A 26,645-nucleotide genomic window follows, 5' to 3' on the forward strand; every position below is an offset into this window, starting at 1 on the left:
GGTCGAGGGAATCAACAATAAACTTAAACTAATAAAACGGAGAGGCTATGGCTTTAGAAACTTTCGGAATTTTTGGGTTAGAAGTATGTTATCTTGGCATCTTGTATGTTGATTTAGCATAAAGGGTAACGAAGAGCCAAAGACCGCAGGAGACGCACCTTGTCAGGCGAGGACATATTACACTATCATAAGATAGTAGTAACCTTAGCCGAAACCATGAAAACAATTAGTTTTAAAACCCATGTAGGAGAAGATGGAACATTACAAATATCTTTACCGCATGAACTTAAAAACACAGATTTAGAAGTTACCTTAGTTTATCAGCCAATATCTCTAAAAGAAAAAGAAGAAAAAACTACGTTTAGCCAATGGCAAGAAGGCTTATTTGAAGAAGTAATTGGCGGTTGGGAAGGTGAATTATTAGTAAGAGAAAAACAGCCAGATTATGAGGAAAGAGCGATCGAGAATGATTAAGGACAAAAATCATCAAACCTATAGAGACCCTAGTATTGTCGGTTATTATGCCCAATTAACCGCACTACAGCCAGCAGAAAAGACAATTTTAACCCTGCTGCAAGAGCGTTTATCAACGATGAAAATGCTTGATTTAGGGGTAGGTGCGGGACGGACTACGAAGTATTTTGCCCCTCTTGTGGGAGAATATATCGGTGTTGATTATTCTGCGGAAATGATCGCCGCTTGTCGTCAAAAATTCCCCCATTTAGTCTGGCAAGTGGCCGATGCTAGAAATCTAGAACAATTTGCGGATAATTATTTTGATTTTATTCTCTTTAGTTTTAATGGCATTGATTATATTTCCCCTGCTGACCGTTTTCTAGTTTTAGAGGAAATTAGCCGCATCGGTAAAGCGGGCGGTTATTTTTGTTTTTCTAGTCATAATCTTCAGGGAATTATCCCAGAATTCGATTGGAAAAAAAAGATTAGTTTCAATCCTTTTAGTAGCTATGTCAATTTAGTCATCTGGGTGATTTTGCGGGTCTGTAATCCCTCTCTTAGCTACGAACAGTTATTGACTGCTGACTATGCAATTATTCGGGATGAACCCCATAATTTTCGTCTCCAAAATTATTACGCCACACCCAAAGAACAATTAAGACAGTTAAGGTCTTACTTTCAAGAGATTAAAATTTATTCTTGGAAAACCGGTCAGGAAATTAAGAGCGAACAAGAGTTAAATACTAATCTTGATCATTGGCTTTATTATCTCTGTGTTCTTCCCTAATATTATCCCGCTTTTTTGGGGGATATTGAAGTAATGCTTGGGCAAGATAATGACCGGTGTAGGATCTTTCACATTTAGCCACGGTTTCCGGTGTTCCCACTGCGATTAATTCTCCTCCCTTATCCCCTCCTTCCGGTCCCAAATCAATAATCCAATCGCTACAGCGAATCACGTCGAGATTATGTTCGATGACGATAATCGAATTACCTTTATCGACCAATCTTTGTAACACATCTAAGAGATGATGCACATCATAAAAAGATAAACCCGTAGTCGGTTCATCAATCAAATATAGGGTTTTTCCGGTGGCCCGTCGGGATAATTCGGCCGCTAATTTTACCCTTTGTGCTTCCCCACCGGATAAAGTGGGAGCGCTTTGGCCAAGTTTACAGTATCCTAAACCCACATCCACGAGAGTTTGTAATCTGGTGGTGGCCCGGGGGACATTTTCAAAGACTTTTAATGCTTCCTCGATCGTCATATCTAAGACATCGGCGATCGAATAACCTTTATACTTAACCTGTAGGGTTTCCCGATTATAACGCGCCCCTTTACACACATCACACTGCACATAGACATCGGGGAGAAAATTCATCTCGATGACGTTTACCCCTTGGCCTAAACAAGCTTCACAGCGTCCTCCCTTAACATTAAAAGAAAACTGCCCCGCTTTGTAACCCCTAGCTTTTGCTTCGATGGTTTCGGTGAAAATCTCGCGAATAATGTCAAAAACCCCCGTATAGGTGGCAGGATTAGACCGAGGGGTGCGTCCTATCGGTGATTGGTCAATGACAATTACTTTATCAACCGCGTCCAATCCTTCCACTTTCTCTAATTCTTTGGGGAAGGGAGTTAAACGGGTTAAATGATGTTGTAAAGCTGGATATAATAACTCATTAATTAGGGTGGATTTGCCTGAACCAGATACTCCTGTAATCGAGACTAATTTTCCTAAAGGAATCGTTACATCAATATTTCTTAGGTTATTCTGATGGCAATTTTTTAAAACTAAAGCGTTACCATTTCCCGCTCTTCTTTGGGGGGGAGTTTCAATAACTTTGCGTCCCGATAGGTAGGCTCCTGTTATCGATTTTTTCGACTTTAAAAGGGTTTTAAAACTGCCTTGACAGATGATTTCTCCGCCATGAATGCCCGCTTTTGGACCGATATCGACCACATAATCGGCTGCCCGAATCGTTTCTTCATCGTGTTCGACGACGATTAAAGTATTACCTAAATCTCGCAATCTTTGCAGGGTTTCTAACAGTTTACTATTATCTCTTTGGTGTAATCCGATGCTAGGTTCATCGAGAACGTATAATACTCCTGTTAATCCCGAACCAATTTGAGTAGCTAATCGAATTCGTTGGGATTCTCCCCCAGATAAGGTCATCGCTGGTCGATCGAGGGTAAGATAATCTAATCCCACATCGATTAAAAATTGTAGTCTCGCTTTGATTTCTTTGAGAGCTAATTCTCCAATTAATGCTTGTCTTGGGGTTAAATGACAATCATTAATTCTCTGCAAACAATCCCGAATCGGAACTCCGGTAAAATCCGTGACCGTATATTCTCCCAAACGTACCGATAAAGCTTCCGGTTTTAATCTTTTTCCGTGACAAACTTCACAGGTTTGGTTAACAATATATTTTTCTAGTCTTTGTTTAATAACTTCCGAGGTGGTTTCTTGATAATTTCTATCTAAGATATTGATAACTCCGGCAAATTCTCGATAGTAACCGCGACCAGTATCGTAACGGTAATCATCTTCAAAATAGATCGGTTCTTTACTCCCATAGAGAATGATATCCTGCTGGGTTTTTGTTAGTTTCTGCCAAGGAGTTTGAATTTCAAAACCTAAAGCTTGCCCTAAACCGTAGAGGAGAGAAAGATAGTAGGAATTATCCTTATCTGACCAGGGGGCAATAGCAGAATAAACCGGCTGTTTTGGGTCTGGAATGACTAAATCTGCCGAAAATTTCCGTAAACTGCCCAATCCGTGACAGTTGGGACAAGCACCATAGGGAGAATTAAAAGAGAATAAACGGGGGGATAATTCCTCCATAACTGCCCCGTGTTCGGGACAGGCAAATTTTTCAGAAAAGACAATTTCTTTGGTAACTTCGGGATTATCTTCGTTATTCTCATCGAGAATTTCCACAATCGCTACACCGTCGGAGTGCTTTAAACAAGTGGTTAAAGAATCCACTAATCTTTCCTGTAAACCCTCTTTTTTGATCAGGCGATCTATAACAATTTCGATATCATGAAGATGTTTTTTATCTAACTCGATGCCCTCGGATAATTCTACTACCTTGCCGTCAATCCGCACCCGGGCAAAGCCTTGGGAGGCCAAACTAGAGATTAATTGCTTATGGGTGCCTTTTTTGCCGCGAATTACTGGAGCTAAGATTTGAAATCGGGTTTTATCGGCTAATTCCATCACTCGATCGCACATTTGATCGATGGTTTGGGGGGCAATATTGCGATCGCAATGGGGACAATGGGGTTCACCGGCACGACCGAACAATAAACGCAAGTAATCGTAAATTTCCGTTACAGTTCCCACACTAGAACGGGGATTGTGGGAAGTGGATTTTTGGTCAATGGAAATAGCCGGACTTAAACCCTCGATCGCATCCACATCGGGTTTATCCAATTGTCCCAAAAATTGACGCGCGTAGGCGCTGAGGGATTCCACATAGCGGCGCTGTCCCTCGGCAAAAATAGTGTCGAAAGCGAGGGAAGATTTGCCCGATCCCGAAACTCCCGTAAAAACAATCAACTGATTGCGGGGTAATTCGAGATCAACATTTTTGAGATTGTGTTGTCGGGCGCCACGAATACGGATTGAGTCAGTTTGAGCCATCGGACGGTGCCAAGTAGTCCTAAACAATCATAGCCTTGACGAATGGGTTTCAGCTACTAAAAAACCAGTCTTCTATCATATCAGAAGATTATCGGGGTTAAACCGCTCTTTCGAGAAACTCGCGCAGATATCGATCGGCCCCAGGACCACAGCTAGGACTCGCTTCTTCTTCTAAATGGGCTAAAACTGGGCAATTAATCCGATAATCTGGTTCTTTTGACCGTTCTAGCTGCAATTCGTACACTTGTTTTTCCAGTTGTTCAATACGGTCCACCAAAGCGCGAATAGCCACCGCTTCCGAGTCGAGTAAATCACCGTGTTCGAGGGGTTCCACCCGCGTCCCAGCGCGATAGATTAAACGACCGGGTACACCAACAACGGTACAATCGGCGGGAATATCCCGCAGAACCACAGAACCAGCGCCGACGCGAACGTTATTACCCAGATAAATATTACCTAAAACCTTAGCCCCAGCGCCGACGACCACATTTTCCCCTAGAGTCGGGTGACGTTTACCGCTTTCTTTCCCCGTCCCTCCTAAAGTAACTCCTTGATAGATGAGGGCATAATCACCGACAATGGCGGTTTCTCCGATGACCACTCCCATGCCATGGTCGATAAAAACACCCTGACCAATTTGGGCGCCGGGGTGAATTTCAATACCAGTCAGAAAACGGGCAAGATGGGAAATTAAACGGGGAATAAAGGGAATCCCGATGTGATATAGCCAATGGGCGAAGCGATGGCACAGTAAAGCCTGTAATCCAGGATAACAAAACATTACCTCTAACCAGTTGCGGGCAGCGGGGTCACGTTCAAAAATGATCTTGAAATCGGCTAGGAGAATAGATAACACGAGTCTTGATTCCATATTGATCGAGCTTATACTAATCCATGTTATCACTCCGGTAAATGAGCCGTTCAACTAAAAAGCGATCGAATAACCCGTTTTCTTAGTTCACTTTTACTGTCCTTGGCCAAATTTTGAAGATATCCCTAATTTCCCTCTTGTTTAATCTTCCTTTAACTTGGGACTGAAAAAAGGGGTTAACAGCGTTGCCATCAAAAATGGTATCGTGGCCATGGAAGCTAGTCAGATTACCAATAAGGGCAGTGTGGTTTTTTTCAATACTAATGGTGTCTTTGAGAGTCAGGTGACTGTGGGCACTTTACCAGATATGTTAACCTTCACTCCTGACGGTAATCGGGTTTTGGTCGCTAATGAAGGGGAAGCGAAAGGAGGGATCAATCCCAATAGTTCCGTTAGTATTATTGACCTTAGCATCAGTGTTCTCAATGCCACGGTCAACACTGCCACCTTTACCGGTTTTAATGGTCAAGAGAACACTTTAAGAAATCAGGGAGTTCGTATTTTCCCCGGTCAAACGGTTTCCCAAGATGTGGAACCAGAATACATCACCGTTTCCGACAATGGAACCACTGCATGGGTGTCTCTACAGGAAAATAATATCGTCCCTATACTTTTGTGGGAATAGAAAGGGCTGGCGGTTTCATGGTTTATGATATCACCAACCCTAGTCATCCTTTCTTTGTTGATTATATCAACGATTGGCAATTAGGCGATATCTCTCCCGAAGGATTATTATTTATTCCCGCTGCCGATAGTCCCAATGGTACTCCCCCGTTAATTGTGGCCAATGAAGTTAGTCGTAATCTGGCGATTTATTCCGTTGAACCCGTACCCGAACCTAGCGCAGTTTTAGGATTGCTAACCCTCGGATTAGCTGGTTATAGTTTGAAAAAAAGAGGGTATTGCTAATTAGGGTTTGCGGCAAAAAGTTTTTCGTGGGGGGTGGGGTGTGGGCTTCAGCGGTGAGCCTGTCGAACCGCCGGGGTCAATTAGCTAATTTTCAGGGAAAAAGTACCTTAATTTTTCCCCCGATCACTCCCAGATCTGATATACTTTTTGAGAAAAAAAGTCTAAAAGTCTTAGCCAAAAAGGTGTTTAGATGTATTCAGCCAGCCCTAGATAGAGAGCCATTTAAGTAATTTTCTATGGAGAGTTAAATTATGTCGTCAACTGCCTACGAAACTGATTATAATCAATGGCTAAAAGAGACGGTAAAACATTTACAAGAGCGCAATTTTGAGCAGGTGGATTGGGATAATTTAATTGAAGAAATCGAGAGTATGGGAAAAAGTGATAGACGAGCTTTAATGAGTCTGTTAACCCGTCTTATCGAACATCTTTTAAAGCTGGCTTATTGGCAAGAAGAAAAAAAACGGTCAGGTAATCATTGGGCGGCAGCAATAGTCAATTTTCGCGCCCAAATTCAGCAGCGTTTAGAAGATAGTCCCAGCTTACGGCCAGAATTAGCAGCCATGTATGATAAAGTTTATCCAGTGGCGATTAAATCGGTTTCTCAGCTTTTTTCCCTTAATTCAGACGCTCATATATCCCTCGAACAAACATTAGATGATAATTGGTTTCCCCCAGCGGAAAAATAGTTCTTAATTAGGAGTAATACTAAAGCTGAATAAATGTGAAATATAGACGAGATAAGGGTTTTAGTGTCCTGTTTTGCTCTCACAGGTGCAAGATTTTGAGAGAATCGTGCTTCAAAACCTTCGGTCTTCATCGGCCCACGTCCTGTAGGGGCGAAGCATTCGGGCAATAACCTATCGGTGAAACCGTAGATTTTCTATCCGAATGCTTCGCCCCTACTTTTTGCCGCAAACCCTAATCAGTTTTTAATAACCAGATTTATACTAAATCCGTTGAGTAACTCACAGAAAACGGGTTTCTCGGAGAAACCCGTTTTCTACTCATGCAAAAGGCAAAAAGGGGAATAAATAATCAGTTTTTAATAACCAGATTTAGTATAATTTGCATGGTCAACAGCTTACCCACGACTATAAAATTAACATCCATCTTGCGGGGGTATTACCCTGGTTAATACCCCCTATTTTGCTCTGGTATAGTGTTAAGCTTCTCCTGTGATTGATAAACCCTCTACCCAAACGTAGGGACAAACACCACTGGGAGTAATAACTGCTTCCGGTTCCAGATAAACAATCGATTTCAGCAGTGTTAAAATATCCCCGGCTACGGTAGCGGAATCGATGCTGATGCGCTCATTTTTGTTCACTAACCAACCATCAAAGGGCAAAGAGAAGGAACCTTGTAGAGAATTAACTCCCGCATGAAGTGCCTGTAAACTATCAATTAAAACCACATTTTCTGCTGTTTCCAAAGAATAGCTTTTTGGTTGATTAGCACTAGCAAAAACGTGATAAAAATGGGGACTAACCGTTACTTTTGCCCCAATGTTACCGTTCCCAGTTGGTTCCGTATTCATCCGTTTAGCGGTAATCGTGCTATGGAGAAAATTACTCAAAATCCCCTCTTTAATTAATTCCACACGATGGGTGGGAGTACCTTCACTATCAAAAGTTTCTGCGGCAACATTAGCGGGATGGAGGGCATCATCGCACAAATTTAAGGCAGTAGCGGCGATTTGTGTTCCCAAAGATTCAGGAGTAGAAAGACTCTGTTTATCAAGGATATTTTGGGCATTAAACAGATTAGAAAATGCTCCCATTAGACTCAAAAAGGCGCGGGGGGCAAAAACCACCAAATATTTACCCGTGGTAATCGGTTGATAGTCCAGATGGCTAACAGTTTTGGTAATCGCTTCCTCGATGCAACCATCGATATCTAATTTTTCCAGTCCCGGACTCACCCGAAAAGCACCAGCGCTGCGGGGTTTTTTGCCTTCCTGTTCGGTTTTGGTGTATAAATACACACTGGCATAACTACGCGCTTCCTGACGCATTGCCCCGTCGCTATTGAGATAAAAACGTCTGACCTGCTGTTGTCCCAAACCGTTATAGGGAACACTGGCAATAGCTGGATGGGCTGCTAGTAAGGATTTTTCGGCGGCTAATAACTTATCGACGAGAGTGGATACAGGTGCTTGATTAGACATTTCGCTGGCCACTTCTGTGGTAGGTGCGGTGGCAGCGGGACTAAAATCGGGGACATTTTCCTTAACGCCAAAAAAGCTGGCTTCTTGGGCGGTTTTCAGGGCTAATTGCAGTCCCACCAGGTCCACATCGGTGGTCGAGGTGACACCGACTTGATTATCCCGATTCCAGACGCGAACGATAACGCTGGAACGATTGGAAGCTTGTACCTGTTTCGGTTCCCCTTGAAACACATCCACATCGGTTTCATCCACAGAAGAACCATAGATGTCGTATTTAGCAATTCCTAAAGCTTGGGCGCTAGAATTAGCGATTTGGGCGATATCTTCAACTTTTGGCATAGATTTTTTTTGGTGTTGGAGGATAGTGATAGGGAAGTGGGGGAATGGGGAAATTTCAAATAAAATCCCAACATTCAACATCTTCTAACTGATAACTGAAGAGAGATTGGGCCAAGTGGTGACGATAAAGACGATAACGGCGGCCGTGGCCAGCATAGCTTTGGCAACGTGACCGATAACCGTGCCGACGACGATACCGACACAGACTTTTAGGGATTGTTGCAAACGGGGGGTTAATTCCAAATCGCGACGATAGGCGTATTCTCCGACAAAAGCCCCGACCACAGGACCGACAAATAGGCCAATAATCGGGCCGCCAATGGGTAAAGCCGGTAAAAGCCCGAATATTCCCGCTAATAAGCCCACTACTAGCCCGATTTGGCTCCAATTGCTCGCCCCAACTTTTTGGGCGCCGAGATAACTAGCGAGGAATTCCACCCCCAGACTGAGGAGAAGGATAACAAAGGCCACGGCTAAAGCGACCCCCATCCCCGCGAATTTGGTCACAAAACCCCACACCACCATGGCGATTAAAATCAAACTCATGCCGGGGATAGCGGGTAGCAGTTCACCAATTATCCCCACTATCATGATGGCGATGAGGAAATAGTAGAGAATCACTAAAGCCATGATTAACGACCGCCAACGGTAATAGAATCGACTTTTAAATGGGGTTGACCAACGGTGACATAAACGCTACCACTGACGGAACCGCAAAAACCCGCCGCTAGTCCTAAATCTTGGGAACACATAGAGATTTTATTCATAATCTCCTTAGCTGAACCGATTAAAGTCGCGCCTTTCAGGGGTTTAGTCAGGTTGCCATTTTCGATAAGATAGGCCTCCTCGACGGCGAAATTAAATTCACCGGTCGCCCCCACACTACCACCGCCCATTTTTTTACAATAAATGCCTTTATCGATGGAATTAAAAAGATTATCGAGGGTATATTCCCCGGGGGCGATGTAGGTATTCCGCATCCGACTAGCGGCCGCATAGGTGTAGTTTTGACGGCGACCGCTACCCGTGCGCGGATGACCGGTTTTAATTGAACCGGTGCGATCGGCAATGAAGTTTTTTAGGATACCATTTTCAATGAGGAGAGTACGCTGGGCCGGCATTCCCTCATCGTCCATATCGATAGTACCGAAAGCTTTATCGGATAATCCTTCGTCCCAAGCCGTCAGATTTTCGTGGGCGATTTTTTCGCCTTTTTTATCGAGAAAGGGCGTGGTTTTTTGTTCAATTTGCGTAGTTTCTAGCAAATGGCCACAAGCTTCGTGGAAGATAACGCCGCCAAATTCATTGGCCATAACGATGGGATAACTGCCGGATTCTACATAGTCAGCGTAGAGCATTTTACCCGCCGATTCGGCCACTTCTGCCGCCGATTCCTCGGCATTCCACGTCCGCAGAAAATCGGGATTACTGGTACTACCCACCCGTTTACCAATGCTAGAACGATTAGTCCCATCGGCACAGAGGAGATTATAGCCCACCGATTGGGTGAGGCGAATATCCCGGGCAAAAGTGCCATCACTAGCGGCAACTAAAATTTCTTGCCAATCGCGAAAATAAGCGGCGCGACGAGATTGGACGTGAGAGGCTTTCTGATTGAGGTGAACGTTAGCAGTTAGGAGAATATCACCCATTTCTCGCAAAGAACTGCAATTATTCAGCCAAATATCTTTATTTTTGACCGTGGCATAATCCCGGAACATTTCCAGATTGATTTCGGGAATATACGCGTTAGGACCCGGTAGGTTTAAACCGAGAATCGATAAACCTTTTTCTAGGGCATTTTTTAAGCCTTGGAAGCTTAAATCGTTGGTACTGACATAACAATCGGCTTTCCCGCGAAAAAGGCGGATTCCTGCCCCTGTAGATAGTTTCGGTGAGAGACTGGTGATGCTGTCATCTTCGGCTAAACAACTGATATAGTTGACTCTTTCCAGGAAAAATTCGATAAAAGTTGCCCCGGCAGCCCGTCCCAGTCCCAGAAGAGTGGACAAAGGAGCCGCCCAAGAGCTATCAAAGCGCTCCAGACTAGGATTATATTTCAGGGTGGGGAGTTCTTTGGAGATGAGTAGAGTGGGTGACATAAAGCTCGTTTATCAGTTAATCTGCTGGTTTCTAGTCTAACAGTTCTCAGTTTTTTCCGTCTGGGGATGCGTTAGCGCCGCCCAACCCTGCTAAATTTTTCTCCTTCATATCTCTTAATAAAAACCTTGATTCGAGCGCTGATCACCCGCAAGATTAAAGAAAGAGCGACTCAGGATTAAAATAATGGCCACAGCGACACAATTCTTAAACATTTCTGACTTGACAAAAGATGATTATTGTGTATTCGGTTTAGCGATTTGTTTTCTCAAACAGGAGGGAGAATTAGAAAAAGTGGCGGTGTTAGAACCGATTCCCTCGGCAGCCCTAGAGGCAATTGTCAAAGGAATTCCCACTTCCTACGAATTTGCCCGCGCCATGGCTTTGGGAGAGGTTTTTCAGGACGATAATCCTCAAATACCCAGTAATTTCCCCGATAATACCCAATTATGCGAAAATTTTGTCGAAAGGGCGATTGCGGCCACTCGCACCTATAAAAATCAACCCCACCTACAAGGGTTAATCCCCTTGGGCGGCCAAAAAGACGATTTAAACTTTTCCCTAGAGAAAAAACGCATCTTGAATGCTGTTCATGTGGTGCGGACGGAGGATAACGTCAAACAACATTCTCACACCCACAAGGTTTTGTAATCAAGTTTAGTTCGGATTAGGGAAATTTTGCCGTTTTCCCTGATTCCGAACTCAGGTTATCGCAGTGGAGCAATAGCTGCTCAATTAATTGTTTAGTCTCTGGTGATACTAATCGAGGTCAAATATAGGCTAATTTCCCCAAAAATCAGCGATAAAAACCTTTTTCCCCATCTAGACTGGCTCTGAAGACTGGGAAGCTCGGAAAAATCCCAATTGAGCCACAATTAGCTTAATCAAAAAATGTGCTATAATCAGAATGTAAGCACAAGGGGCCGTAACGGTTTCGACAGGTTAGCGAAAGCTCCCCCGTGATACAGGTCGAGAGTGAGTCTCCTCTCGTAAATCAAAGGCTCAAACAAAAAGTAAATGCGAACAACATCGTTCCTTTCGCTCGTAAAGCCGCTCCTGTAGCTGCCTAATAGTCTCTAATCGACTCGAGCATTCATAGTTTGACTCCGTTAAGGACTATGGATAAACCCCCAACGGATGCCACGTTTAACTTTCTCTAGTTAGTTAACCGTCTAAGCTTTAACTAGAGCATCCCACTGTCCGGGATAAGTGACAGTCCCCGTTTCGAGGGTAATCGAAACTAAACCTGTGAATGAACGGACAGTCAATACCTAATTTGGACAGCAGTTCGACTCTGCTCGGCTCCACTGATTAGTTTAATGAAAAACCTTCTCTCCCGCATGGACGGGGTACAAACACCGATTATTCCCGTGGTCGGTCAATTAATTAAAGCGAACCCCGGCACTATTTCCCTAGGTCAAGGGGTTGTTTCCTATTATCCACCCCGGGAAGCGATCGAATCTCTATCTTTATTCTTAGCTAATCCCAAAAATCATCAATATCAATCTGTGGCGGGAATTACCCCTTTATTAGCAGTAATTCGGCAAAAACTAGCCGAAGATAATCGGATAGAAATCAGCGATAAACAGGCAATTTTTGTGACGGCGGGCAGTAATATGGCTTTTATGAATGCTATTTTAGCCATTACTTCCCCGGGGGATGAAATTATTCTCAACACTCCCTTTTATTTCAATCATGAAATGGCCATAAAAATGGCTGATTGTCAAGTTATTTTGGTCGCCACAGACAAAAATTATCAATTGCGTCCAGCTGCCATTGAAGAGGCAATCACGGCAAAAACTAAGGCAGTGGTGACGATTTCTCCTAATAATCCCACGGGAGTAGTTTATCCAGAAAATACCCTAAGAGAAGTCAATCGAATCTGTCAAAAAAAGGGCATCTATCACATTCATGATGAGGCTTATGAATATTTTACCTATAACCATGCTCGCCACTTTTCTCCGGCGGCAATTGTTGACAGTGAAGCCTGGACTATTTCCTTATTTAGTCTCTCAAAAGCCTACGGTTTTGCCAGTTGGCGCATTGGTTATATGGTAGTACCAGAACATTTATCTGAGGCGATTAATAAGATTCAGGATACTATTTTAATTTGTCCGCCGGTAGTTTCGCAATACGCGGCCCTAGGGGCGTTACAGGTGGGTAAAAGCTATCCTTTAGAACAGTTGAAAACTATCAGTCAAGTTAGAGAAATTTGCCTGAATGCTTTAGAATCGATTAGGGATATCTGTGATGTTGCCACTGCGGAAGGGGCTTTTTATTTTTTCCTGAAAATTACCACAGACAAGAATGATTTTCAGTTAGTTAAAACTTTAATTGAGCAGCAGCGGGTGGCGGTGTTACCCGGTTCAACTTTTGGGATAACAGAAGGCTGTTATTTGCGTCTTGCCTACGGTGCTTTATCTCCAGAAACGGCTTTAGCGGCAGTAGAAAGATTGGTAAAAGGACTGCGTTATTTTAGTCAGTGATTTTGAAGAATAAATACTGGCTTTCTTTCTTGGTTTTTACTTTACCACAGCCTTTTTCCTCAAGATAACGACTCCCTAAAACCAGATAGTTTGTACCTCACCATTAAGATAACTGCTATAGGATAACCTCTGATTCGATCTTTTGGGCTATTCTTAGTTTAGCCGAACGAGAACGGGGATTTTTAGCCTGTTCTTCTCGGCTGGGAATAATCGGCTTTTTCGTGATAATTTTCAAGGAATTATTTTCGCGAAAGCCATACTTGATCAGACGATCTTCTAGACTATGAAAACTGATCATAGCGATAATTCCCCCGGATTTTAGCCAGTGGGGGGCTTGATTTAACAATTGTTGCAGAGAATCTAATTCTTGATTAACAGCGATGCGTAGGGATTGAAAAACCCGCGTTGCCGGATGAATACGTCCATAACGGTAACTAGCGGGGACAGAACTAGCGATGACAGCCGCTAATTCAGTGGTGGTAGTAAAAGGACGTTTTTGGACGATCGAGCGAGCAATAGGACGAGATAAACGTTCTTCTCCGTATTGATAAAAAAGATCAGCTAATTCTTTTTCCTGCCAATGATTGATAATATCGGCTGCCGTCAGGGATTGACAGCGATCCATCCGCATATCTAAGGCTGCCGTGTGGCGAAAACTAAAGCCGCGCTCGCTCTGATCGAATTGGGGAGAACTGACTCCTAAATCGGCGATAATGCCATCAAAACTGCTATTTTGTCCCTTATAATCGGCGAAGTTCCCCCACCAGAGGGTTAAACGGCTATCTAGATAGGGGGCAAGACTAATTTTAGCGGCTTCTAGGGCGCTTTGATCGCGATCAATGGCGGTTACTTTCGTTTCGGGATGAGCTTCTAAAAGCAAGCGGCTGTGTCCACCACCCCCTAGGGTAAGATCGAGATAATGCCCCCCGGGTTGAATATTTAAGCCGGCGATTAATTCTTGACTCAAAACGGAAATATGGGGAAAATCTTGATTCATCTGTACTGATAACTTCCTAAAAATGGCGATTTAACCTAGAAATAACTGATAGGCCCGGTTTTGACTTTCATCCCAATAGCGATAGCCGAGAGTATCGAGAAAAGCTTGCCATTGATTCATTTCATCGGGGGGGACCTGTATGCCCACGACGATGCGCCCGTAATCGGCCCCGTTATTGCGATAATGGAAAACGCTGATATTCCAGTGGGGACTCATGGAGGCGACAAATTTCATTAAAGCCCCCGGTCGTTCGGGAAACTCGAAACGATAAAATAATTCATGATCAGCTAAATGCGATCGCCCTCCCACCATGTGGCGCAGATGCAATTTAGTCAATTCATCATCACTAATATCGAGGGTTTTAAAGCCGCAAGCTTCAAAACTCTCGGCTAATTTCTTGGCATCGCTGCGATTTTCGATCTGGGCGCCGACAAAAATATGCGCTTCTTTTTCATCGGCAATACGATAACTAAATTCGGTTAAATTGCGTTTGCCGACACATTCGCAAAAACGCCGTAAACTGCCCGGTTGTTCGGGAATAGTCACAGCATACAACGCCTCGCGCCGTTCCCCTAATTCGGCCCTTTCCGCCACAAACCGCAGACGATCAAAGTTCATATTCGCCCCACAAGCCACAGCAACGAGGGTTTTATCCTCAATTTCTTCTCTTTCTACATAAGCTTTCGCTCCTGCTACCGCTAACGCCCCCGCAGGTTCTAAAATCGAGCGTGTATCTTGAAAAACATCCTTAATCGCCGCACAGATATCATCCGTATCCACGAGGATAATCTCGTCCACATACTGCTGACAGAGACGAAAAGTCTCCTCTCCCACCTCGCGCACCGCCACCCCATCGGCAAATAATCCCACTTGAGACAAACGCACCCGATAACCGGCTTTTAGGGATTGATTCATCGCGTCTGAGTCCACAGGTTCCACCCCGATAATTTTAATTTCTGGGCGTAAACGCTTGACATAGGCGGCAATACCTGATATTAAGCCACCGCCACCAATAGCGACAAAAATGGCCTCGATCGGTTGCTGATATTGTCGTAAAATTTCCATACCGATCGTACCCTGGCCGGCGATTACCTCCGGATCATCGAAGGGATGGATAAAAGTTAAGCCTTTTTCCGCTTCTAACTGCCGCGCGTAGGTGTATGAATCATCGTAGGTGTCACCGTGCAGGACGACAATTCCCCCCCGGGCTTTTACCGCGTCGATTTTGACTTGGGGAGTGGTGACAGGCATAACGATAATCGCTTGGGTTCCCAATTGCCGCGCTCCCAAAGCGACTCCCTGAGCATGATTTCCCGCCGAGGCAGCAATTACACCTTTTTGTAACAAATCCCTTGACAAATGCGCCATTTTGTTGTATGCGCCGCGCAGTTTAAAAGAGAAAACTGACTGCATATCCTCACGCTTGAGTAAAAGCTGATTGTGCAAGCGTTGGGAGAGATTGGGGGCAAATTCCAAGGGGGTTTCTTGGGCGACATCATAGACGCGTGCGGTGAGGATTTGAACCAGGTAATCGCAGTACATTATTCTTTTTTGGCGGTGGGGATTGGCAAGTCAGGCTAGGATCCAGAATAGATCATCGTCGGTCCGGTTCGCAATAAAGAGCTATCATACTGAATCCTTTGATCATTTTCAACTTTTTCGATGAGTTTTCCTAGTCCGTAATCCTCTAGGATTTATGCAATTTTTTCAAATTCGGCAATGAGAATCTTAACGGCAATCAGCTTTTGATCCTCGTCTAATACATAGTTTTTGGTAATTTCTAGCATTGGAGTTTACCCTAAAATTTCTCTAGATTATTATTGATAAGCTGAATCGTGAGCGGAATAGGTATATCGGTTGGTAGAGAAAAGATAAGCAATTGACAGATAAAGATAGCGGTATCTTTCTGTTTTTTGGTCGGCAAATATCTTCTCCTAGAATTGTGCCAGTTTTGTTATCCCTATTTTACAGAATAGGAGGGTGGTGGTTTATGCTTGCCTAACGCACCCGACTGGACTTTAGATTTTACATTTTGCAAGTCTCCACGCGAGAGAATAAAATAAAGACCCAGTTCCACCACCAACTCCTCCCCAATTCCACAAATCAAAGATTCGGCATGGTAGATGTCCTCTAGGTGCATTTATATCGAAAATAGCTCTGTCGTATCTAATGTTTTTATTATCCTTTCGCCATCCTATAATCAAACCGAAGTCATCCCAGAGCTTATCATTATATTGTTGACCATTATTAAGCTGATCAAATAGTTGTTTTTGAATCGAAAAGCCAAATTTTTCTTGGCTATAATTTAACCATAGTTGATCAATTATTTGTAAGTCTTCACAAGGAAAAATATCTATATCTTCAACTCTTAAAAATCCATGTCTGTTACAAATTCTCAGCATAGTTTCAAAAGTTATTATATCCGCTTCTTTCCATTGCTGCCGTTTTAATAAATCTTCTAAGTTTCGATAATCGATTCCTTTGGCACTTTTAAGCTGGATAGATGGGGGAGTTTGGGGAATAGTTGTCTGAGATATAGAGACTGATGTTTTTATCTGCAAAGCTTGCAACACTTTCGAGGCGGATTGATAGCGTTTTTTCGTGCCGAACTCGATTAATTTATCCAGAATATTACCTAAATCACTACTAACAGGATTATTAACCAACCACTGTCGCCATACCCATTGGTGTTCCCCCCCATCGAATAAATCAAAGGGAGATATTCCAGTTAATAAATAAAGGCAAGTTACACCCAAACTATACAAATCACTGGCATTAACTGCCTTGCCATTTCCCTGTTCAGGGGCAATATATTCAGCAGAACCGATAATTGTTCCCGTCATGGAACGACTTAAAGGACTGACAAATTTTGCTGCGCCAAAGTCCACTAAAATTAATTTATTATCGCTTTTTCTGCGAATAATATTTTCGGGTTTAATGTCGCGATGAATTACTTGTTTACTATGAATAAATTCTAGAATTGGTAAAATCTCTGACAAAAGATGTTTAATTTTGGCTTCGTTAAATACTCCTTCCTGTTTTAATTCTTGTTCGAGATTTTGTCCCTCGATATATTCCTGGACGAGATATTGTCGCCCATCATTACCGGTAAAATAGGCGTAAAGTTCGGGGATTTGTGGGTATCTTCCCAAACTATCTAAACGAATCGCTTCTTCTTTAAATAATTCTGCTGCTTTTTGTAAAGTTCCTGTTCCCTGCGCTGACGGGAAAAATTGTTTAATTACACAATAGGGTTTTGAGGGTTTATCTTCATCTATCGCTTGAAATGTCTTGCCAAAACCCCCTTGACCGATTAATTTTAGCGCTCGATAACGTTCTCTGAGCAGTAATTGAGAACCGCACTTATGACAGAATTTATCCGTGGGGGTGTTTTGGTGCGAACAATCGGGATTGAGACAAAGACTCATAGCCGTTTGACAAGTGTGGGAAGATTAACCCCTATTATAGAAAAAGAAAGCAAGCTAGAGCGACTCTAGTGGGCAAATTTTCTGATAATTCGCTGAAAATAAGGTGACAGGTATGGTCAATTCACAACCCGCTATACTTTGTCCATACCACAATTTAGCCATTTTGTCAAAAAAATTTTGACCTTGCAACAAAACTACACAAAAATTAGATCAACGCTGTTGGGGAAAAAAGGGATAATTGGCGGAAGTGCTTGGTTTTGCTCAAGGGAAAAATCTAGATTTAGTAAGGGTTTTAAGACAACCTAGACCATAAAAACCTTAAAAATTACAATAAGAGCCATCATAGCATAATGGAAAATTGTACCAGAATCGCTGGAAGTATTGCAATCTCGTAAATAAATAAAAATTATTCTCAATAAATTCTTAAGTAAAAATAAATATTACCGATTGTAAATTTAAATATTTTTAAGTATTGAAGGTATTTGCATATAAAATACTTATCATTTTTCCTGATTGCCTCTGACTTTTCCCTCCCCAGAGTAATTTTGGGGAGTCAGTCGTCGATACCAAACTAGGCTAAACTCTATGGGAGAAACCCGATGACTAACTTGATTATTTCGCAAAAATATGGCTAAAAAGCTCGATTTTGTTATTCCCGCCGTCGGTGGAGTCACAGGAGCCAATTTATCTGCTTGTCTGGGAAATATTGGCTTAGTCGGCGGATTTGGCGGTATAAGCGTCGGTTTAGTGGGAATGACGGGGATTGGCATCCTGACAAGTTCGGCAATTTATGCCAGTCTGCAAGGACTAGAAACAAACGATCACAATGTCGGGTTAGCTTTGGGAATAGGAAGCCTTGGCGGAATCGGTATCTACTCTACCTTTGGGGGTGTGGGAGTCGCGGTTAAAGGTACAGCTTTCGGTGTTGGTGTCGGTTCTATGGCGATCGCTGGCGGCCTAGTCGGGTTAGGAGTCTACGGACTGATGAAAATGTTATCTCCCACCTACTCCAACGATAATTTTTATAGCAATCTAGAATTTTTTGATCGCATTACTAGAGAGTACGAAGAAGCTTTATTTTGGCAAGAAGTTACGGGGAAATATGAAAATCTAGAGGCAGAATTACAGCAACTGTTAGAAGAAGTATCTGTTCAGGAAAATCAACAGTTATATTCTACAGAAATTACTATTCCAGAGCGTTTATCTTGGCAGTGTTTCCAAACTCTTAAAGGTCATCAGGAAAATATTGGGGCGATCGATATTAGCTCTGATGGTAAAATTATCGCTAGTGCGGGAGAAGATCAAACCATAAAACTTTGGCAGCGAGAAACGGGTAAATTAATTTATTCCTTTGTGGGAGTTAATGAACCGCTCCAAACTCTGGCTATAAGTCCTAACGGTAAATCGATTATTGCTGGTGGATTAGATGGCAGAATTAGTCAGTGGCAATTAGACACTAAGCAGTATAAAAGTAGTTTTTTCGCTCGTGTGAATGCTCCCGATAGCCACGATGGTGTAATTTTACAATTAGCTTTTGCTGCCAATGAAAAATTTATTGTTAGTGCTAGTAATGACAAAACTCTGCGAATCTGGGGTTATTATACAGGAGAATTAAAGCGAACTTTAATCGGTCATGAGGATGCAGTTAATACCTGTGCTATTAGTCCCGATAGCCAAATTATTGCTAGTGGTAGTGATGATAAAACTATTAAATTATGGCGATTTGATCATAGTTATGCTTATCAAACTTTTATCGGTGACAGGGCAGCCGTTAACAGTTTAGCTTTTAGTAATGATGGTCAATATCTAATTAGTGGCGGTAGTGATAAAACGATTAAAATCTGGGATATAAAGACAGGAGAAATTATTAAAAGTTGGCAGGCACACGAGCAGGCAATTATCAGTATTGCTATTAATACTCATCGCCATTTAATTGCTAGTGCTTCCCGAACAGAAATTAAAATTTGGCAAGGACAAACAGGAGAATTAATTAAAAATTTACGGGGAACTGCTCCCTTAAAATTTAGTCATGACGGTCAATTTTTAATTACAGGTAGTTATGGAGGTAAGGTAAAAATATGGTCAGAAATGTTAGGAGAATTAGAAATATTGCCCTCCGATTCCGAGGATTGGTGGGAGGTTTTAGAAGTTTCTAAAAATGCCAGTTTTTCAGAAGTTAAACAAAGATATTATCAGCTTGCTCGTCAGTATCACCCCGATCACAATTCTTCCGCTATGGCGATTAAAATTATGCAAAAAATTAATCGAGCTTACGAGCGGTTTTTATTTTCTATCTCGCAACAGTAAAAGTGTGAGGGTAGGGTAAGTATTTAACTATCTTTCGATTCTGCCTTAATCCCCCCTTGATCCCCCCTTAATCCCCCCTTGATAAGGGGGGTGTCGATCCCCCCTTGATCCCCCCTTGATAAGGGGGGTGTCGATCCCCCCTTGATAAGGGGGGTATCTGATAATTTTTAACGACTACCTACTTATCTCACCATTAAGATAAATGCTATAATTATTCGATTCAAGAGCCAAAAGTAAAACCAGAAATATAGAGAGCTTACTAACAAGCTCTCTATAAAGTTTAGGTCTTTTACCACTTATCTTCCAGACTAGGATTTGTTAGCAGTATTCAAGCTACCCACTTGAATATTCAGATTAATTTTTTGTCCTTCTCGGCTAATTTCTACGGGTAAATTATCGCCAATTTGAGTATTAGCCACAATTTCCTGAACCGCATCGGGATCGGTGACATTCTTACCACCTACAGACTTTAACACATCACCTGATCGCAATCCTGCTTCTGCGGCGGGAGAATCTCTCATCACCCGCACTAACAAGACACCAGAATCATCGGGGATAGTCCAATTATCAGCCATGGGACTATCGGCTAATTGTTCTTTTACCTCTGGGGTTAACTGTACCATTTGAACACCGAGATAGGGATGTTCCACCTTACCCGTGGCGATTAATTGTTCGGCGATTCTTTGGGCAGTTTTAATCGGAATAGCAAAACCTAAACCCTGGGCATTTTGAATGATAGCGGTGTTAACTCCGATGACTTCTCCCCGAGCATTTAACAACGGTCCGCCAGAATTTCCGGGGTTAATTGCCGCATCAGTTTGCAGGAAATCCACCCGTTTATCACTAGCACCAATTTGGGAGCCATTGCGTTCCTTGGCGCTAATAATCCCCGTGGTGACAGTGTTATCTAATCCCAAAGGATTACCGATAGCGATCGCCCATTCTCCCACTTGTAAACTATCAGAATTACCTAATTTAACCGTGGGTAAATTGCTCGTTTCTACCTGTACCACTGCCACATCAGTTAAAGGATCACTACCTAAAACTTTACCATCAATAGTGCGACCATCTTTGAGGGTGACAGTCACCTTATCTGCTCCCTCGACAACGTGAGCATTGGTGATAATTTTACCGTCATTACTGATAATAAACCCCGAACCTGTACCCCTTTGAACTTGTTTTTCTCCTCGCTCTGGTATTTGAGAACCGAAGAAGCGACGGAAAACAGGATCGTTAGCAAATTCCGAAAAATCACCGCCTCCATTGACTTCCCTAGAAGCATTAATTCTCACCACCGCCGGCCCCACTTCTTGCACCACAGAAGCGACAAAATTAGTAGGAATAACCAGAGACGAGGGAGCGGCTGCCGCTGGTGTGGAAGGGCGAGGATTATTGGCAGCGGGGGCAATATTTTGGGCTAATTCTAGAGGATTTTGACTGTAGGCATAGGTGGCACCGATACCTAACCCAGCACCCAAAACCAGTAAAGAGGAATAGGCAAAAAGTTTTTTCATCGCAGAAGATTTGGAGCGTTTAGGATTACCTTCGTTGCGCGGGGAAATATTATCGTTAAAAATATTGTGAGTCATAGTTTTTACTGTTTAACCATTTTGAGAAGGGAATAAAAGTCAGTCCTAGTAATCGTGGGTGTGAGAGGAGTGTTTTGGAAAACGGCTTGGGACTGACTATCTCTAATTTAGGTGGGGGATATGAACTTACTGTGACGCAGACATGAACTTTTGATTACAAGTTCATTGTTTTATAGTTTTTGACAGCTATAAGCATTAATACGCATGGCACAAGTGAGATGCTCCTCAGCAGAATAGACTCACTACTATGGCACAATTTAATTTTTGGGTTGCATTAATTAACCTAATCTAGGGAAGATAACAATAGAAAAAAAGGAATTATGAGGATAGTTTTATGTTTTGTTAGCCTTTGGAATGCAGGAGAAAACCCAATAACCAACCGCTTGCTAAACCGCTTAAATTTGTAACCGCAAGAATCAGAAAAATATTGAAAGGGCTAATTTTGTTACCTTTACATTCTTCCTTAAATACAATATTAAGTATTAATAATCCCTGGAATACTATTCCCATTAATATTCCCGCAAAAATATGATTCATTTTTGCAAGAATACCAGACGCAATCCCACCCACAAGTCCAGGAGATATAATGAATATAAGCGATGCAACAGAGTTCAACCAAGGATGTTTTTCGTGATGAGCAACAGCCAAAAATAAAATTACACCAAAAGCCGTACCAATAAATATACCCAAAGACCAAGAGTTCCAAACTATTATCGTCATCCACCCTAAAAAAAATGGAAATAACACAAAAAAATATGCGGAGAACACCAGATGCGACGTTGCAGCTCCAGGCATAAGTACAGCCATAGCAACAGCAACAGCTATGATTCGTCGAGGGGGGCTAGCCGCAACAAATAAAAAGAAACCAATTACACCATAAACAAGAAACACACCGATTAACCGACCCCAGGGAAGAGCTTTGAGTTTTTTCTGAAGAGAATTATCAGAAGGTTTTGGGTTAACAGGGGCTTTTGTTTCAGCTACTTTTGGCTCTTTCCTTGGCTGTGGGGGATTAACTTTTTCTTGACGATATTTTTCTTCTACAGGAGGCGGTGGTGATTCCAATTGTTGAAGCCAATCGGACATAGACTGAGGGCGGTTTTCTTTTTCCAAAGCCATCCCCAGAGTAATGGCTTTGTTAAGATGATCACTCAAATTTCGATTAATTTCTTTCGGTGATGTTAAGGGACGATTCTCTAAACGGCGTTCCATTGAAGGAGTCGGTTTTTGACCAGTTACCGCATAATAAAAACTGGCGGCTAGGGCGTAAATATCCACGCTCGGCTGACGATTGGCCTTGCTACCTCCATAAATTTGTTCATAGGGGGCAAAACTGGGATTTGCGGCATAATCCGTCGAACTACTACCAGCCGGAATAATCTCTTTAGCAATGCCAAAATCAATCAAGATAGCATTCCCATTGGGTTGAATCATAATATTGCCAGGGTGAGCGTCTCGGTGTACCATTCCTGCTTGATGAACTGCCTCTAATGCGCTGCCAATTTGCCGAATATATTTTAAACATTCCGCTTCCGATAATTTTCCTTGAGTTTTCACCCTTTCCATCAAAGTTTGACCCTGAATAAAATCCATCACCAAACAGGGAACTTGACCTTCAGTAAAAAAATCGGAAATACGGACGATATGGGCATGGGGAGTCTGGGAAAATTTGGCTAACTTGCGTCCTTCCGCCTCAAATTGTCTAACATAATCCTCGTATTCCGTATCTCTTTTTTGCAAAATATGAGGAGTTTTGATCACCACTTCCAGGGTGAGTTGGCGATGACGTGCTTTATAGGTCAGGCCAAAACCTCCCCGTCCCAAGACCTCAAGGATCTCGTACTTGCCATTGTGGAGGAGTTGTCCCGCTTGCCAAACCATAGAATTTTGCAATAGTTATTTTTATCATACCAAAAAATCTGCTTTTGTCTCAAAATTGGCTTATGTTTTGGTATTTGAGTTTGTAGGGGCGAAGCATTCGGATAAAAAATTTACGGTTTCAGCGATAGGTTATTGCCCGAATGCTTCGCCCTTACGGGAGTTTGGTGGTGCTTAAGTTTACACCAATGGCACGTCTTGCATCCCATTGTGGTTAGTGAGTTTATCGAACTGCAATCGCCTTTGATCCCCCCTTAATCCCCCCTTGATAAGGGGGGTTTGATCCCCCCTTGATCCCCCCTTGATCCCCCCTTGATCCCCCCTTGATAAGGGGGGTTTGATCCCCCCTTGATCCCCCCTTGATAAGGGGGGCATTTGATAATTTTTAACGCCTACCTACTTAGGAGAAGATGGGGGAGAACCTGTCGGAGTTGGTTGAGGTGTAAACTTTTGCTTCATCAATTCTGGTACACCTAAAGCCGTTAATAAAGTAGCAATCGCCGCGACACCAGCCCACACTAATGTCCAATTAATAACAATGGGTTGAGATATTTTAAATTGTTCTTTTTTGGGAATAGACAAACCTAAATCCTTAAACCATGCTTGCACTGACTGAGGACGTTTATCTATGTCTAATTCCAATGCCCAAAGAATGGCTTTGTTGATATTAGGGCTGATTTCTGAATTGTAGGTTTTCGGCTCAATTAAAGGCTGATGATCAATTTTTCGAGTCATCGCATTCACTGGAATTTTACCCGTTAAAAGCTCGTATAACACGGCTCCTAAACTATAAATATCGGTAAAAGCTCCGCGTTTAGCATCACGAGAATAACACTCAATAGGCGCAAAACCTGAGGCTAATTCCTGGGTACGAGTTTTGGTTAATTCCTCATCAAAATCTAAGGCTAAACCAAAATCAATTAAGACCGCTTCTGGTTTACCAGTCCGAATCATAATGTTACCCGGTCGAATATCTCGATGCAGAAAACCGCGACTATGTACCACCATTAAAGCCTGTCCAATCTGCTCAATGTAGCGTAAGGCTTCTTTTTCTGGTAAAATTTTTGTTGATCGCCGATCTAAGGTCGTCCCATCAATATATTCCATAACCATGCAGTTAGCTTTACCCTCTGAAAATAACTCTTTAACTCGCACGATATGAGGATGATCACAACCTTTTAATTTACTCGCTTCCTGCCAAAAAAGTTTCTGTAAACGCTCAGATTCCCACAATTTAAAACCCACATCCCTCGGCGTTTTGATCACCACTGAATCACCATTGCGATCGCTGGCTCGATAGGTAATGCCAAATCTTCCTTCACCCAATACTTCCTGAATCCTGTACTGGCCATCTTTAATTTTCTTGCCCAGATCCCAAACCATTAACTCCTAGCTCCTCTGCTCACAAACATTAATTAAACTTATTTTAATAGCGATGTCATTTTCCTAGAAGTATAACCTAATGTGGTGTTAACGACCGGCGACCGGCGACTGGCGACCCAATTAGATAAATTTGACCTAATCTTAGGTTTTATGGCTAGGATTATCTCTTGTCTTTTTTCTCCTCCTGTCTCCTCATCTAAGGGAAGATTTTTGATTTTTACAGGATTTCTATTAATCTTTCAGCAATTCTAGGCGATAACGATACAAAGCTACAGGACGATTCGGCGCTTGGAAAAAATCCGGCGATTGGGGGGAAAGATAAATGGCTGTCACCTGATCGCCTAGAATTTTATCGGCAGACAATAACTCATAGGCGGTGGTGGTTTCCACCTCATTAAGATAAGTGTTGGTTTCTCCCCGGAAAATTTGTTGACTGATTTCTGTGGCAATAAATTGATTTTGGCTAGGAGTTTCGCTATTTCTGGCAATTACCGTGGAAATTAGTTGATGAGCGCCCCGTAAAAAGGTAATCTGACGATTGGGATTATTAGGGTCAGTTTTTACCGATAATACCGATTGACTACCCAAATAGGCGCGACTAATTGCTAAACCATTAAAGGATCGATCGGCCACAATTGATGGTTTACTGATAATAGTCGATAAAAAGGCAGCATTTATCGGTCTGGAAATAGCTTTCTCGATGAATCTCACTGGAAACTCGATCGATTTTTCTAGGTAACGACGATTACTTTCAAAACCAGGTGTGATAATCTGGGGAGCAAGAGGAGCGGTTAAATCGATTAGGGTACTGGTGACAGTCCAACTGCCCACCATCCAATCGGGATAAACTAAATCTCCGCGGGCAAAACTAACCACTGGTTTAGTCATCCAGCGAGGATAATTAGTTAAGCGATCGCTTAAATTTCCCGCTATAGATAATTCTAAATGGTTACTACAGCCTAGAATTAATACTAACAAGAACAAAATTATCCTTTGCATGGGTAAAAATATTTTTTAAGTAATATTCTTTAATTATGAACGATTTGATCAACTCCCAAGCCTTTAATCTCGATTCGGCAGTAATTCCCATCGCACCCACTGGTTTTAAATCGGGTTTTATTGGCATTATTGGTCGTCCTAATGTGGGCAAATCTACCCTGATGAATCAATTAGTGGGACAAAAAATCGCCATTACTTCCCCCATCGCTCAAACTACCCGCAACCGTTTACGCGGCATTGTCACCAGCGATCGCTCCCAGATGATTTTTGTCGATACCCCCGGCATTCACAAACCCCATCACGAATTAGGCAAAGTTTTAGTTAAAAATGCTGAAAACGCTATAAATTCTGTAGATTTAGTTTTATTTGTTGTCGATAGTAGTAATTTTTTGGGCGGTGGCGATCGCTATATTGCCGATTTACTGACTAAAAACCAAACTCCCACGATTTTAGGGCTAAATAAAGCCGATCAGCAACCGGAAGACCCGGAGCCTATCGACGATAGTTATCGTACCTTAGCGACGGAAAATAACTGGTCTCTGCTCAAATTTTCGGCACTGGAGGGGACGGGAATCGAAGAACTGCAAAATCTGTTAATTGATTCCCTCGAAGTCGGTCCCTATTACTATCCCCCCGATTTAGTCACCGATCAGCCGGAAAGGTTTATTATGGGCGAATTAATCCGCGAACAGATTTTACTGCAAACCCGTCAGGAAATTCCCCATTCTGTGGCGGTGGTGATTGAACGCGTCGAGGAAACTCCCGCTTTAACCAAGGTTTTTGCCGCCATTAACGTGGAACGAGCCTCCCAAAAGGGGATCGTCATCGGTAAAAATGGCACTATGTTAAAAGCGATTGGCTCTTCCGCTCGCTCGGCTATTCAAAAGTTAATCGCTGGGGAGGTATATTTAAAGTTATTTGTGAAGGTAGAACCGAAATGGCGACAATCTCGCTCACTTTTAGCAGAATTTGGCTATCGCACCGAGGAGTGAATCGGGGTGTGGAGTGTGGGGTGTAGGGTGTAGGGTGTAGGGTGTGGGGAGAAGCTTTTTTCAGTGATCAGTAAACAGTGAACTG

General features: G+C 42.7%; 22 protein-coding genes, 1 other RNA gene and 1 pseudogene. 11 read left to right on the forward strand and 13 right to left on the reverse strand.

Annotation, left to right across the window (positions count from 1 at the left end):
• The 3 genes from O9323_RS22170 to O9323_RS22180 all read left to right on the forward strand — a co-directional run.
• A partial coding sequence (locus tag O9323_RS22170) for a transposase (RefSeq protein WP_071784045.1) occupies positions 1-112 on the forward strand: 112 nt, incomplete at its 5' end.
• 104 nt (positions 113-216) lie between these two features.
• Positions 217-474 (forward strand): hypothetical protein, encoded by a 258-nt coding sequence (locus O9323_RS22175; RefSeq protein ID WP_043998573.1) that lies wholly within the window; start codon positions 217-219, stop codon positions 472-474.
• Positions 467-1,243, forward strand: a complete 777-nt coding sequence (locus O9323_RS22180) for a class I SAM-dependent methyltransferase (protein WP_002754293.1) — start codon at positions 467-469, stop codon at positions 1,241-1,243. The genes O9323_RS22175 and O9323_RS22180 overlap by 8 nt, the downstream gene beginning before the upstream one ends.
• Here the strand turns inward: O9323_RS22180 and uvrA are convergent.
• Both uvrA and cysE read right to left on the reverse strand, forming a co-directional pair.
• Positions 1,200-4,112: an excinuclease ABC subunit UvrA gene (gene uvrA / locus O9323_RS22185; RefSeq protein ID WP_193978248.1), complete on the reverse strand. Its 2,913-nt coding sequence runs from the start codon at positions 4,110-4,112 to the stop codon at positions 1,200-1,202. The two genes, O9323_RS22180 and uvrA, sit on opposite strands and share 44 nt — an antisense overlap.
• 97 nt (positions 4,113-4,209) lie before the next feature.
• Complete coding sequence (cysE, locus tag O9323_RS22190; RefSeq protein ID WP_288125759.1) at positions 4,210-4,983, reverse strand: serine O-acetyltransferase; 774 nt, start codon at positions 4,981-4,983, stop codon at positions 4,210-4,212.
• A gap of 157 nt (positions 4,984-5,140) precedes the next feature.
• Here cysE and O9323_RS22195 point away from each other — a divergent pair, with 157 nt between their 5' ends.
• The 3 genes from O9323_RS22195 to O9323_RS22205 all read left to right on the forward strand — a co-directional run bounded on the left by O9323_RS22195 (position 5,141) and on the right by O9323_RS22205 (position 6,581).
• Positions 5,141-5,608: a choice-of-anchor I domain-containing protein gene (locus O9323_RS22195; protein ID WP_223210849.1), complete on the forward strand. Its 468-nt coding sequence runs from the start codon at positions 5,141-5,143 to the stop codon at positions 5,606-5,608.
• A gap of 17 nt (positions 5,609-5,625) precedes the next feature.
• Complete coding sequence (locus O9323_RS22200) at positions 5,626-5,892, forward strand: PEP-CTERM sorting domain-containing protein (protein WP_016515669.1); 267 nt, start codon at positions 5,626-5,628, stop codon at positions 5,890-5,892.
• Between the two features lie 251 nt (positions 5,893-6,143).
• A complete protein-coding gene (locus tag O9323_RS22205; protein WP_002736768.1) occupies positions 6,144-6,581 on the forward strand; it encodes a DUF29 domain-containing protein in 438 nt (145 codons plus the stop codon).
• Positions 6,582-7,057: 476 nt separating this feature from the next.
• Here O9323_RS22205 and O9323_RS22210 read toward each other — a convergent pair whose 3' ends face one another.
• The 3 genes from O9323_RS22210 to O9323_RS22220 all read right to left on the reverse strand — a co-directional run bounded on the left by O9323_RS22210 (position 7,058) and on the right by O9323_RS22220 (position 10,503).
• Positions 7,058-8,401, reverse strand: coding sequence for a TldD/PmbA family protein (locus O9323_RS22210; protein WP_149107656.1), 1,344 nt, complete (start codon positions 8,399-8,401; stop codon positions 7,058-7,060).
• 84 nt (positions 8,402-8,485) lie between these two features.
• Positions 8,486-9,031, reverse strand: coding sequence for a DUF456 domain-containing protein (locus tag O9323_RS22215; protein WP_149107657.1), 546 nt, complete (start codon positions 9,029-9,031; stop codon positions 8,486-8,488).
• A 2-nt stretch (positions 9,032-9,033) separates the two neighbouring features.
• Entirely contained in the window at positions 9,034-10,503 is a 1,470-nt protein-coding gene (locus tag O9323_RS22220; protein ID WP_288125760.1) for a TldD/PmbA family protein, read from the reverse strand.
• A 184-nt stretch (positions 10,504-10,687) separates the two neighbouring features.
• Between O9323_RS22220 and O9323_RS22225 the strand changes: the two genes are divergently transcribed.
• The 3 genes from O9323_RS22225 to O9323_RS22235 all read left to right on the forward strand — a co-directional run bounded on the left by O9323_RS22225 (position 10,688) and on the right by O9323_RS22235 (position 12,987).
• Complete coding sequence (locus tag O9323_RS22225; protein WP_002776087.1) at positions 10,688-11,152, forward strand: hypothetical protein; 465 nt, start codon at positions 10,688-10,690, stop codon at positions 11,150-11,152.
• Between the two features lie 268 nt (positions 11,153-11,420).
• Positions 11,421-11,811, forward strand: a transfer-messenger RNA (tmRNA) gene (gene ssrA, locus O9323_RS22230).
• Between the two features lie 9 nt (positions 11,812-11,820).
• Positions 11,821-12,987 (forward strand): pyridoxal phosphate-dependent aminotransferase, encoded by a 1,167-nt coding sequence (locus tag O9323_RS22235; RefSeq protein ID WP_288125761.1) that lies wholly within the window; start codon positions 11,821-11,823, stop codon positions 12,985-12,987.
• A 115-nt stretch (positions 12,988-13,102) separates the two neighbouring features.
• Here O9323_RS22235 and rsmH read toward each other — a convergent pair whose 3' ends face one another.
• The 4 genes and pseudogenes from rsmH to O9323_RS22250 all read right to left on the reverse strand — a co-directional run bounded on the left by rsmH (position 13,103) and on the right by O9323_RS22250 (position 17,412).
• Complete coding sequence (rsmH, locus tag O9323_RS22240; RefSeq protein ID WP_288125762.1) at positions 13,103-13,984, reverse strand: 16S rRNA (cytosine(1402)-N(4))-methyltransferase RsmH; 882 nt, start codon at positions 13,982-13,984, stop codon at positions 13,103-13,105.
• Positions 13,985-14,014: 30 nt separating this feature from the next.
• Positions 14,015-15,526 (reverse strand): threonine ammonia-lyase, biosynthetic, encoded by a 1,512-nt coding sequence (gene ilvA, locus O9323_RS22245; protein WP_002754274.1) that lies wholly within the window; start codon positions 15,524-15,526, stop codon positions 14,015-14,017.
• Positions 15,527-15,561: 35 nt separating this feature from the next.
• Positions 15,562-15,771, reverse strand: a pseudogene (locus O9323_RS22995) (RelB antitoxin-like protein).
• Between the two features lie 231 nt (positions 15,772-16,002).
• A complete protein-coding gene (locus tag O9323_RS22250) occupies positions 16,003-17,412 on the reverse strand; it encodes a protein kinase domain-containing protein (protein WP_288125763.1) in 1,410 nt (469 codons plus the stop codon).
• Between the two features lie 627 nt (positions 17,413-18,039).
• Here O9323_RS22250 and O9323_RS22255 point away from each other — a divergent pair.
• Positions 18,040-19,719 (forward strand): WD40 domain-containing protein, encoded by a 1,680-nt coding sequence (locus O9323_RS22255; RefSeq protein ID WP_288125764.1) that lies wholly within the window; start codon positions 18,040-18,042, stop codon positions 19,717-19,719.
• Between the two features lie 308 nt (positions 19,720-20,027).
• On the opposite strand, the gene O9323_RS22260 is transcribed toward O9323_RS22255, so the two are convergent.
• From O9323_RS22260 to O9323_RS22275, 4 genes are all read right to left on the reverse strand, one after another.
• Positions 20,028-21,308: an HhoA/HhoB/HtrA family serine endopeptidase gene (locus O9323_RS22260; RefSeq protein ID WP_288125765.1), complete on the reverse strand. Its 1,281-nt coding sequence runs from the start codon at positions 21,306-21,308 to the stop codon at positions 20,028-20,030.
• Between the two features lie 342 nt (positions 21,309-21,650).
• The gene (locus O9323_RS22265) at positions 21,651-23,189 is read right to left on the reverse strand and encodes a protein kinase domain-containing protein (RefSeq protein WP_288125766.1); all 1,539 of its coding nucleotides are present in this window, start codon (positions 23,187-23,189) and stop codon (positions 21,651-21,653) included.
• A gap of 393 nt (positions 23,190-23,582) precedes the next feature.
• Positions 23,583-24,569, reverse strand: coding sequence for a serine/threonine protein kinase (locus O9323_RS22270; RefSeq protein WP_288125767.1), 987 nt, complete (start codon positions 24,567-24,569; stop codon positions 23,583-23,585).
• Between the two features lie 231 nt (positions 24,570-24,800).
• Complete coding sequence (locus tag O9323_RS22275; protein WP_288125768.1) at positions 24,801-25,568, reverse strand: DUF6816 family protein; 768 nt, start codon at positions 25,566-25,568, stop codon at positions 24,801-24,803.
• Between the two features lie 35 nt (positions 25,569-25,603).
• On the opposite strand from O9323_RS22275, the gene era reads away from it, so the two are divergent.
• Complete coding sequence (era, locus tag O9323_RS22280; protein WP_288125769.1) at positions 25,604-26,560, forward strand: GTPase Era; 957 nt, start codon at positions 25,604-25,606, stop codon at positions 26,558-26,560.
• Positions 26,561-26,645: the final 85 nt, after the last annotated feature.

The sequence above is a fragment of the Microcystis sp. LE19-131.1A genome (genome assembly GCF_027532015.1).
Taxonomy (GTDB): domain Bacteria; phylum Cyanobacteriota; class Cyanobacteriia; order Cyanobacteriales; family Microcystaceae; genus Microcystis; species Microcystis ichthyoblabe_A.

Bases quoted from the DNA above. Each gene is read 5' to 3' on its own strand.
- O9323_RS22175 (WP_043998573.1), top strand. From the start codon at position 217: ATGAAAACAATTAGTTTTAAAACCCATGTAGGAGAAGATGGAACATTA.
- O9323_RS22180 (WP_002754293.1), top strand. From the start codon at position 467: ATGATTAAGGACAAAAATCATCAAACCTATAGAGACCCTAGTATTGTC.
- uvrA (WP_193978248.1), bottom strand. From the start codon at position 4,112: ATGGCTCAAACTGACTCAATCCGTATTCGTGGCGCCCGACAACACAAT.
- cysE (WP_288125759.1), bottom strand. From the start codon at position 4,983: ATGGAATCAAGACTCGTGTTATCTATTCTCCTAGCCGATTTCAAGATC.
- O9323_RS22200 (WP_016515669.1), top strand. From the start codon at position 5,626: ATGGTTTATGATATCACCAACCCTAGTCATCCTTTCTTTGTTGATTAT.
- O9323_RS22205 (WP_002736768.1), top strand. From the start codon at position 6,144: ATGTCGTCAACTGCCTACGAAACTGATTATAATCAATGGCTAAAAGAG.
- O9323_RS22210 (WP_149107656.1), bottom strand. From the start codon at position 8,401: ATGCCAAAAGTTGAAGATATCGCCCAAATCGCTAATTCTAGCGCCCAA.
- O9323_RS22215 (WP_149107657.1), bottom strand. From the start codon at position 9,031: ATGGCTTTAGTGATTCTCTACTATTTCCTCATCGCCATCATGATAGTG.
- O9323_RS22220 (WP_288125760.1), bottom strand. From the start codon at position 10,503: ATGTCACCCACTCTACTCATCTCCAAAGAACTCCCCACCCTGAAATAT.
- O9323_RS22225 (WP_002776087.1), top strand. From the start codon at position 10,688: ATGGCCACAGCGACACAATTCTTAAACATTTCTGACTTGACAAAAGAT.
- O9323_RS22235 (WP_288125761.1), top strand. From the start codon at position 11,821: ATGAAAAACCTTCTCTCCCGCATGGACGGGGTACAAACACCGATTATT.
- rsmH (WP_288125762.1), bottom strand. From the start codon at position 13,984: ATGAATCAAGATTTTCCCCATATTTCCGTTTTGAGTCAAGAATTAATC.
- ilvA (WP_002754274.1), bottom strand. From the start codon at position 15,526: ATGTACTGCGATTACCTGGTTCAAATCCTCACCGCACGCGTCTATGAT.
- O9323_RS22250 (WP_288125763.1), bottom strand. From the start codon at position 17,412: ATGAGTCTTTGTCTCAATCCCGATTGTTCGCACCAAAACACCCCCACG.
- O9323_RS22255 (WP_288125764.1), top strand. From the start codon at position 18,040: ATGGCTAAAAAGCTCGATTTTGTTATTCCCGCCGTCGGTGGAGTCACA.
- O9323_RS22260 (WP_288125765.1), bottom strand. From the start codon at position 21,308: ATGACTCACAATATTTTTAACGATAATATTTCCCCGCGCAACGAAGGT.
- O9323_RS22265 (WP_288125766.1), bottom strand. From the start codon at position 23,189: ATGGTTTGGCAAGCGGGACAACTCCTCCACAATGGCAAGTACGAGATC.
- O9323_RS22270 (WP_288125767.1), bottom strand. From the start codon at position 24,569: ATGGTTTGGGATCTGGGCAAGAAAATTAAAGATGGCCAGTACAGGATT.
- O9323_RS22275 (WP_288125768.1), bottom strand. From the start codon at position 25,568: ATGCAAAGGATAATTTTGTTCTTGTTAGTATTAATTCTAGGCTGTAGT.
- era (WP_288125769.1), top strand. From the start codon at position 25,604: ATGAACGATTTGATCAACTCCCAAGCCTTTAATCTCGATTCGGCAGTA.